At 41.1% G+C, this 8,506-nt stretch carries 11 protein-coding genes and 1 pseudogene; 1 reads left to right on the top strand and 11 read right to left on the bottom strand.

Annotated features, from left to right (window positions below; translation table 11 throughout):
• Nucleotides 1-64: 64 nt before the first annotated feature.
• The 10 genes and pseudogenes from BLT_RS0101805 to BLT_RS0101760 form a co-directional block, all read right to left on the bottom strand.
• Complete coding sequence (locus BLT_RS0101805) at nucleotides 65-1,144, bottom strand: TRAP transporter substrate-binding protein (protein ID WP_017726116.1); 1,080 nt, start codon at nucleotides 1,142-1,144, stop codon at nucleotides 65-67.
• A 230-nt stretch (nucleotides 1,145-1,374) separates the two neighbouring features.
• Nucleotides 1,375-1,602, bottom strand: coding sequence for a sulfurtransferase TusA family protein (locus tag BLT_RS0101800; protein WP_026104932.1), 228 nt, complete (start codon nucleotides 1,600-1,602; stop codon nucleotides 1,375-1,377).
• Between the two features lie 60 nt (nucleotides 1,603-1,662).
• On the bottom strand, nucleotides 1,663-2,790 hold the full coding sequence (locus BLT_RS0101795; RefSeq protein ID WP_017726114.1) for an MBL fold metallo-hydrolase: 1,128 nt from the start codon (nucleotides 2,788-2,790) through the stop codon (nucleotides 1,663-1,665).
• 39 nt (nucleotides 2,791-2,829) lie between these two features.
• A pseudogene (locus tag BLT_RS23545) lies at nucleotides 2,830-2,916 on the bottom strand (DsrE/DsrF/DrsH-like family protein); the annotation flags it as partial.
• A gap of 27 nt (nucleotides 2,917-2,943) precedes the next feature.
• Nucleotides 2,944-3,516, bottom strand: coding sequence for a sulfurtransferase TusA family protein (locus BLT_RS0101785; RefSeq protein ID WP_017726112.1), 573 nt, complete (start codon nucleotides 3,514-3,516; stop codon nucleotides 2,944-2,946).
• A 94-nt stretch (nucleotides 3,517-3,610) separates the two neighbouring features.
• Nucleotides 3,611-4,090, bottom strand: coding sequence for a DsrE/DsrF/DrsH-like family protein (locus BLT_RS0101780; protein WP_017726111.1), 480 nt, complete (start codon nucleotides 4,088-4,090; stop codon nucleotides 3,611-3,613).
• A gap of 58 nt (nucleotides 4,091-4,148) precedes the next feature.
• Nucleotides 4,149-4,376, bottom strand: coding sequence for a sulfurtransferase TusA family protein (locus BLT_RS0101775; RefSeq protein WP_026104931.1), 228 nt, complete (start codon nucleotides 4,374-4,376; stop codon nucleotides 4,149-4,151).
• A 249-nt stretch (nucleotides 4,377-4,625) separates the two neighbouring features.
• The gene (locus BLT_RS0101770) at nucleotides 4,626-4,982 is read right to left on the bottom strand and encodes a YidH family protein (RefSeq protein WP_017726109.1); all 357 of its coding nucleotides are present in this window, start codon (nucleotides 4,980-4,982) and stop codon (nucleotides 4,626-4,628) included.
• Nucleotides 4,983-5,129: 147 nt separating this feature from the next.
• The gene (locus BLT_RS0101765) at nucleotides 5,130-5,678 is read right to left on the bottom strand and encodes a carbonic anhydrase (protein ID WP_017726108.1); all 549 of its coding nucleotides are present in this window, start codon (nucleotides 5,676-5,678) and stop codon (nucleotides 5,130-5,132) included.
• 14 nt (nucleotides 5,679-5,692) lie between these two features.
• Nucleotides 5,693-7,357 (bottom strand): SulP family inorganic anion transporter, encoded by a 1,665-nt coding sequence (locus tag BLT_RS0101760; RefSeq protein WP_017726107.1) that lies wholly within the window; start codon nucleotides 7,355-7,357, stop codon nucleotides 5,693-5,695.
• A gap of 368 nt (nucleotides 7,358-7,725) precedes the next feature.
• Between BLT_RS0101760 and BLT_RS0101750 the strand changes: the two genes are divergently transcribed.
• The gene (locus BLT_RS0101750; RefSeq protein WP_017726104.1) at nucleotides 7,726-7,962 is read left to right on the top strand and encodes a hypothetical protein; all 237 of its coding nucleotides are present in this window, start codon (nucleotides 7,726-7,728) and stop codon (nucleotides 7,960-7,962) included.
• Nucleotides 7,963-7,966: 4 nt separating this feature from the next.
• Here BLT_RS0101750 and BLT_RS0101745 read toward each other — a convergent pair.
• On the bottom strand, nucleotides 7,967-8,506 hold a 540-nt coding region (locus BLT_RS0101745; RefSeq protein WP_017726106.1), incomplete at its 5' end, for a GerAB/ArcD/ProY family transporter.

Below are 8,506 nucleotides of genomic sequence, written 5' to 3'. Positions count from 1 at the left end.
TACCTTTTCAAAAAGGCTGTCCATAAGTCTTTGACAGCTTACGGAACAGCCCTGTTCATTCTATCTATTGCACATTTTGAATTCGCTCAATGTATTCGCCATATTGCTCTTCATATTTTTCATAGACTGGCTGAACTTTCTCACGGAATGCGTCGAGATCGAGCTCATCCGCCTCGATAATCTCAACACCGTTATCAAGTAAGCCTTGCTTTTGTTCTGCCTCTAATTCTTGAGAGATGCCTCGTTGAATTTGAGCATACTCTTTCCCAAGATCGAGGATCACCTTCTGAATGTCCTCAGGCAATGCTTCGTACAGCTCTTCATTGATCAAAAGTGTGGCAGAGGAATAATAAAGGCCTGCCTCAGAAAAATATTTCGTTTGCTCATAGACATTCGTGCTCCAAATGACACCATAGGAGAAATCAGAGCCATCAATTACGCCTTGCTGCAGTCCTCCGTATACTTCTGGAAACGCCATCGGAGTCGCGTTCGTCCCTAATGCACTATATGTATCGAGCATTAACTCACTCTCAATTGTTCGCATTCTTAGTCCATTTAAATCTTCAGGTGTTTTGATCGGCTGTTTGCTATTCGCAAAGTGGCGTTGTCCATTTTCCCAAAAAGCAATGCCTTTCAGGTTGACCTCCGACATCTTGTCTAATAACTCCTGACCAATCTCACCATCTAATGTTTTATATACATGGTCTAAATCTCTAAATAAAAACGGGAATTCAATGACGGTCACATCAGGGACAAAATTTGTCACCACACCTGTTGTAATGACACTCATATCTAACGTGCCTAATTGGACGCCTTCTAGTAGCTCTCGTTCGCCACCTAACGTTCCATTTCCATAAATATCAAATTGAACTTGTCCATCTGTCGCTTCTTCAACAGCCTCAGCATATTCCTTAAACCCAAGGGAGTATGCTTCTCCCGGTGGAGCAATATGACCAACCTTAATGGTAATCACCTCTCCAGCTTCTGTCCCTGTTTCTTCCGCCTCTTCTGCCGCTGCTTCCTCAGCCTCTTGATTCCCAGCGTTCGTCTCTTCAGTCGTTGCCTCTTCAGTACCTCCACAGGCTGTTAGCCATAAAAGACAAGCCACGGCAGGAATGAACATCAATCGCTTTCTCTTTTTCATCCTATTTCCCCCATCTCTCTTTTCTTTTTTTTAGAAAATGGTTCTCCCTCAACACTTTAATGCCCAAAAGCACCCAAGCAATTATACCTTAAAATGCAATCGCTTACATCAAATTTCCGATTTTTTATTACCACGCTTGATGCTCTCTGGAACTCCCGGCATAGCCAGGGGTTTTCAAGGACATAAAAGAAAAGGGACCCGTCATCATTCTCAACGGTTCCCTTTTTCTGTTACCCTTTTTTAATCCAAAACTTTAGCACGCCAGCTTCTTCAGTATCTGTCAATAACTCATGACCGCCAGCTTGGGCCCATGCTGCTAGATCATTTTTTGCCCCTTTATCTGTCGCATGAATTTCTAAAATTTGTCCCGGTTCTAACTCCGTGATCGCTTTCTTTGTTTTCACGATTGGCATCGGACACGCTAATCCTTTTGCGTCTAATACTTTATCTGCCTTCATTGACATGCTTATCACTCCTTAAATATAGGTTCATTTTTGGCATATGGAACAAATCTAACCTTATCGAACGGCACAACGATTTGGTCCAATTTCCATTTCACGCTGCTTTTCTTCATCTGGGCTGATTTTACCCATATTTGTTTCACGAATTTCTTGATACGAATTTGGTTGTGGTGGTAAGTTCTCTGTCACCATTTTTCGGAACTCTTCTTCATCTTCAATGTTCAAGCCGTGGTTTTGCTCAAACAACGTTCCAAGCTTTTCAGCCACGCTACCATCGTCATTTAATTCTGCTACAATCATAAAGTGGGCAGGTAGAACGGTGAGCTCATTTGATAATTCACGGTAACGGGAGTATAGGGATTCTCTTAAATCCGCTACCCAATCCTCTGCTTTCCCCGCTAAATCAGGTCGTCCAATCGAATCAATGAACAGGATGTCACCTGAAAGAAGATATTTTTCATCGACGACAAAGGAAGTGGAGCCGATCGTATGACCTGGTGAATACAAAGCATGAATGTTAATCGTCGACTTCCCAATCATCACGTCTTTGCCACCTTCTAATGGCTCGTAGTCAAACACCGCTTCTGTAGCATCCTTCGGTGGTAACCAATACGTAGCCCCTGTTTGTTCAGCAATGGTTCTTCCACCAGAAATGTGGTCAGCATGAAGATGTGTATCAAACACATGAGTAATCTTCGCACCGAGCTCTTTGGCAAAATCAAGATAGACATCTGTCATTCTTGTGGCATCAATGATCGCCGCTTCACCATTGGATACAACCATGTAGGACAAGCATCCTTTTCCAATCCTTACAAACTGATACATCTGGCCACCATCGTTTAATTCTCCTACCTTCACAGGCTCTAAATGCTCACTCCAAGCCTTCATTCCACCTTTAAGGTAGGCAACTGAAAGCCCTTCGTCTGAAAGCATTTCTGCTATCATGACGGACGAGCCTTCCTTCGCACAAACGACTAAAACCTCTTTATCTGTTGGGATTTTATCCATGATCCCTTCGACACCGTCAAGTAACTCAAAGTAAGGGATATTAAAATATTCGAAGTTCTCCCCTTCAATTTTCCAATCAGCAAAATCACTTTCATTACGGACATCTAGAATAAATAACGCTTCCTTATTAAAAACTTTTTTTGTGACTTCTTGTGCGCTCATTTCTTTTACTGGCATTTCTTATACCCCCCATAGTATAATTTTCGTTAAAAATTTTTATTTAAAGGTCAAGGTTACCTCTGCATCCTTTGCGAATTCTAGAAAGGTTGCCGCTTTGCCAACTTCAATCCCGTCGACAGTTGCTTGCAATGATCGCTATTCCCTCCATTGTTAACGATTTGTTCCTTCTGTAGAACCTGTCCACTCGCTCATGCCCGGTACAACATTGACGACATTTTTAAAGCCTGCATTAGTTAGCTTCTGTGCAGCAAGATCGCTTCGACTTCCTGTACGGCAAACAACATAAATCGTATCCTCAGCATTCAATTCTTGCTGTCTTTCTTCAAGCTCGCCTAAAGGAATCGATTTCGCCCCTGGAATGTGATTAAAAGCAAACTCTGCAGATTCTCGCACATCTAACACGGTTATGCTTTCTTTGGCGTCTAATTTCGCCTGCAATGCCTCATTATTAACGACATGAGGATGCTTCTTCTCTTCTTGGTCCTCGCCAGAAGATTTGCGCAAATAATGCTTCAATGCATCACCCTCTTCAATCGTCCCTAAATACTGATGCCCTGCGCTTTCAGACCAGGCTTTAATATCAGCGGTAGAGCCTTTATCTGTTGCTTGAACCTCCATGACCTTTCCCGGCTCCAGTTCAGCCATCGCTTTTTTTGTTCTCACAATCGGCATTGGGCATGCAAGCCCTTTTGCGTCTACTACTACATCTGCTTTAATACTCATCCAAACACCCTCCTGAACATCCAATTATTTGTTTGATAAACTTATAGAGGTCATTGCCGCTATAGCGTGTGAGCCAGCGGAATGTTTTTAGCCGTTAAATAAACAAGTTAACATTTCCTTCTTGTGCGTCTCCAAGGTATGCAGCAACTCCTGCGTATTCCAAACCATCAATTAATTCCTCTTTTTGAAGACCAAGAAGATCCATTGTCATCGTACAGGCAACAAGCTTCACACCCTGCTCTTTTGCCAGATCAATTAAATCCGGTAATGGCATGGCATTGTGTTTTTTGATCACATGCTTAATCATTTTTGGTCCCATACCAGCAAAGTGCATTTTTGATAGTCCCATTTTATCTGCGCCCCGCGGCATCATTTTTGCAAACATTTTCTCTAAAAACCCTTTATTCACCGGAACAGCTTGATCCTTTCTAAAAGCATTCAGCCCCCAAAAGGTTGAGAAAATCGTTACGTCGTGGTCATAGGCTGCAGCTCCGTTCGCAATAATAAACGCTGCCATCGCCTTATCATAATCCCCGCTAAAAAGAATAATCGTCGTTTTCTTTTTTTCTGCCATGTTGTTTCACTCCTTATTTTTTAAATACCTATATAGGTATTATGGTGATTAAAATTTTTTAACCCTTTTTAATCCAAAACTTCAATACACCATCTTCCTCGGTATTGTTGACTAGCTCGTGTCCTCCTGATGTCGCCCAAGCAGAAAGATCGTTCTTAGCTCCTTTATCAGTCGCGTGAATTTCTAAAATTTCACCTGAAGCTAACTCTTCCATCGCTTTTTTTGTTTTGACAATTGGCATCGGACACGCTAATCCTTTTGCATCTAATACTTTATTTGCGTTCATCACCTATACTCCCCCTCATTATACATATACACCTATAGGTATTATTATTAATCTAAAAAAAGAACTCAAAATTACCTATAGGGGTATTATATATGACGTTCTTCATCCTGTCAACGATGATCCTAAAGAAAATTTGCAAGCGCGGTTCGCTCTTCCCTCATGGATGGAAACGAGTGGGGCAAGGACTTCTTTGCTTCGTCAGCTTGAACTGAAGCTCTGACCCTTTCCCAACTCTGAATCAGCATCCTCTTATATCGTATAAAAATAGTAAACAGCAAAGAGCAGCAAAATACCAAAAATCACCGTTGCCATAAACACAATCATTTTAAATGACGAATGAAAGGTTTGCGTATTAATTGTTTTCCGATTTCGAAAATAAACAAAGGTTGCTAAAAGGATTGTTAGAATTCCAAGCAATAGAGAAAATACACTCAAAAGCATCGCAAGGGTATTATTCAAGTATTCATTCATAGGCGTATTAAAATGTAAGGTTGTTGCTAAAAACCCAACGCCAATAATGGCTATCGCCGTTCGAATCCAAGCTAAATACGTTCTTTCATTTGCTAAGTGCTGTTGAATATATTTCGATTCTTCCGTTTGTCTCATCAATCTAAGCTCCTTCAACAAGCAAGATTTCGCCAAGTCCAGTGAAAGTCTTCATTCATTTCTTATTCACTGGATTTTACACTGTCAGATTAGCAAGTAAAAAACGTCTCTTGATACAAAATATTGACTACATCTCTCCACAAGAACTCAAAGTCTTTCCAATTCTCCAGATTCTACATGAAACAAGCAGCCAATGACTTCAACATTCCTTCCAAAGGCTTTATAAATCGGATGCTCCTTTAAATGCTGCACTTGTTTTATGACATTCACTTTCGTTAATTCATCGATGGTGATATTTTGTCCTTCGTTGTTATCAGGTAGGCTTATTCGAACATGGGCTAGCCAGCCTTGTAATGCTTCTTCGTCGTTGTCAAACCAAGCGGCCTTGACGCCCCCGCAATCTGTATGTCCTTTAATGATGATTTTTTTCACCTTGAGATGCTTTAACGCATAGTACAAGCTAGCTGAGAAGCTTTCATCCTCAAGTGCTACTTGGTTTGCAATGTTACGGTGAACAAACATCTTTCCTAAAGGCATTTGTGTGATGACAGAAGGACTGACACGGGAATCACTACAAGACAAAACGAAGAATTCTGGTGACTGCCCTTTTTTTAACTCATCAAAAAAAGCAGGGTCCTCATCTTTTACTTTTTGAATAAATTCTTCATTGTTTTTTCGCAACTCTACTTCTTGCATTGTCTCACTCTCCTCTACTTCCCAATCGCCGTCAACGCTTGCTCAATGGATGCATGCTCCAGCTTGTTGCCATATTTCGTCTCCCAGCCTGCTTTTTTCAGTACATCCATGACTGGACCTTTTACACCAGCAAAAAGAAAGTGAATGTCCCCTTTTCCACATGATTCCATGATTTCTTCTAACGAATGGATCGCCACCGCATCAATGGAATTCACACCTGAGAAATCTAGGAGAACCCATTTGACGTGAGGTTTTTCCACTACTCGCTTACATAGTGTATCCTCTAAAAAATTCATATTTGCAAAATAGAGGGAGGCGTCGATTCGAAAAATCATGACTTCTGGATCGATTTGTGCCTCTGGGTAACGATGAATGTTTCGGAATACGTTTTTCTCTTTTACATAGCCTAGCTCAGCTACATGAGGATATGCACTTCTCCCAATGAAAACCAATAAAGAAAAGGCGACCCCAATTAAAATGCCTTGCTCAATCCCAATTGTGAGTGTGGCAATAAAGGTAATAACCCATGTCCAGCCGTCAATGCTTCTAATTTTAAATAAATGTCTGGCTTCTTTCAGATCGATTAGGCTGTATACCGCTACCATAATAATGGCGGCAAGTACTGCATTAGGTAGATAATAAAACAATCCTGTAAAAAATAGCAATGTGAAAAGAATAAGGACCGCCGTAATCATCGAAGCGAGCGGCGTTCGTGCTCCAGCCTGGTAGTTCACAGCAGAGCGCGAAAAGCCACCCGTAACTGGATAGCCTGAGAAAAACGAGCCCCCAATATTGGCAAGGCCTAGACCTACCAATTCCTTATTTGGTGCCACCTTGTATTTTTCTTTGGCAGCAATCGCCTTTGCCATCGCAATCGATTCCATAAAACCGATAAAAGAAATCGTCAAAGCAATGGGCAGCAATGCAACAACGGATTCAATACTAAAAAGAGGTAAGGATAATGACGGAAGACCTTTTGGAACGTCTCCCACAATTTTCACACCTGCCTGTTGCAGCTGTAAAACGTAAACCGTCAAGATGCTCAATCCAACAACAACAAGAGGACCAGGCACTTTCGGCACATATTTTTTCAATACGATTAACAAAAGAATACTAACAACACCAATGCTAAAGGCAATGGGCTGGATTTCTGTTACTCTGCTCATTGACTCTAACACGATTTTAAACACATCTTTATCTGCCTCTAAATTCACACCTAGTAAATGCTTAAGCTGACTTAAGCCAATCATAATCGCAGCAGCTGATGTAAACCCACTAATCACGGCATGGGATAAAAAATTAACCAAAAATCCGAGACGTAACACACCCATTAAAAACTGAATGAGACCGATCATTAGCATAAGCAATAACACGAGTGATAGATACTCGTCTGTTCCTGGTTCTGCAATCGTTGATACACCAGTTAAAACTAACAAGGAGACCATCGCAACTGGTCCAACCGCCAGCTGCCGTGATGTTCCAAATAATGCATAAATGATTAAAGGCACGGTTGAGGCATATAATCCAATGACTGGGGGTAGTCCAGCTAACATCGCATACGCCATGCCTTGGGGGATCAGCATAATGGCAACAATTAATCCCGCCGTCATATCCCCACTTAAATCAGATTTTTTATAATTTGTGATCCACTCTAATGCAGGAATCATTTTTTTTAACACTTTTATTCTTCCCCTCTATACCTTAATAATACCCTTACCCCTATACCTATATTATAATGTCTGCATAAGAATGTCAATTTTCTTTTCAATAACAATCGATTAAGGGACTCCCCTTTCCCTTATGCCTCTATCTTTGGATGCTTTTTACCTTTTCTTCTCTCACGAATTTTTTGATTAGATGAAGCTGTGGGAGATTTGCTGTTATGGTTTTTGTAATACTGCTTCCCTTCTTTATCCATTATTTTCGTTATAAAGCGCCTTGATTCTTCAGGCTTCCCGGGCATACTAGTCTTGTTCATTCTTTTTTCGCAACCTGAATGTTTGCCACATATATACAAAATCGGAAACATAGAGGAGGAGCACAGCTCATGAAATCCTTGGTCCTTTTTTTCGTTTTATTGCTACTTACGATTGCACTCATTATCACGATTGATTTACTGATGGGAATGAAGCTGACCATGTCTCTTCGGAATATGAGAAATCCAACTTGGGTTATGTCAGCACCGGAGTACATTCTTTTGTTTTTATTGCTCATAAGCTTGGTTTTTCCACCGATTTATGCCAGCATGACGAAAAAACAGCAAGCACGAGCAAGGAAAAAATAATCCGTTACTTTTCAACACTTGCTTTGGAGGGCTTATGCCCAAAGCGTTTACGTATCACGTCCACAACAAGCAGGAAGAGCGGAATCGCGACTGAAAAAACTGGGAAAATGTAAGTAATAATAAATCGTCCCTCTTCAAAATGCTCCGTCAAATTACTTGCGATCATCAGCGACATTAAGAGCACGATGATTCCAATGGGCAGCCCAATCCTTTGTGGTTTTTCAAGCTTGAATAAATCAGCTGTTAGAACCATTGCCGCATAACAATAAATGGCTGTTTTAAAAAAGTTGGCGATAATCAGCGAAAGAATCACAATTGCATCAAGCCGCTGCAAAAAATTAGCAATGTTCACCTTGCTAATGGTAACAAACAATGGGAAGGTTGAGCGGCTATATAGATCCGAACCGAGAACCGAGATCTCCACAGCGTGGGTCAAGCTTAAAATGAAGCCGCTCACGACAAGAGCAAGGACCCCTGTCTTTCTTGCTTTCTGTCTCTGTTGATGTAAATACGGCAAAATCACTGTAAAGCAAATCATTTCACC

The sequence above is a fragment of the Halalkalibacterium ligniniphilum genome (genome assembly GCF_000334155.1).
Taxonomy (GTDB): domain Bacteria; phylum Bacillota; class Bacilli; order Bacillales; family Bacillaceae_D; genus Halalkalibacterium; species Halalkalibacterium ligniniphilum.
Note: the sequence above shows the minus strand (reverse complement) of the source record. Positions and strands in the feature narration are given on the sequence as shown.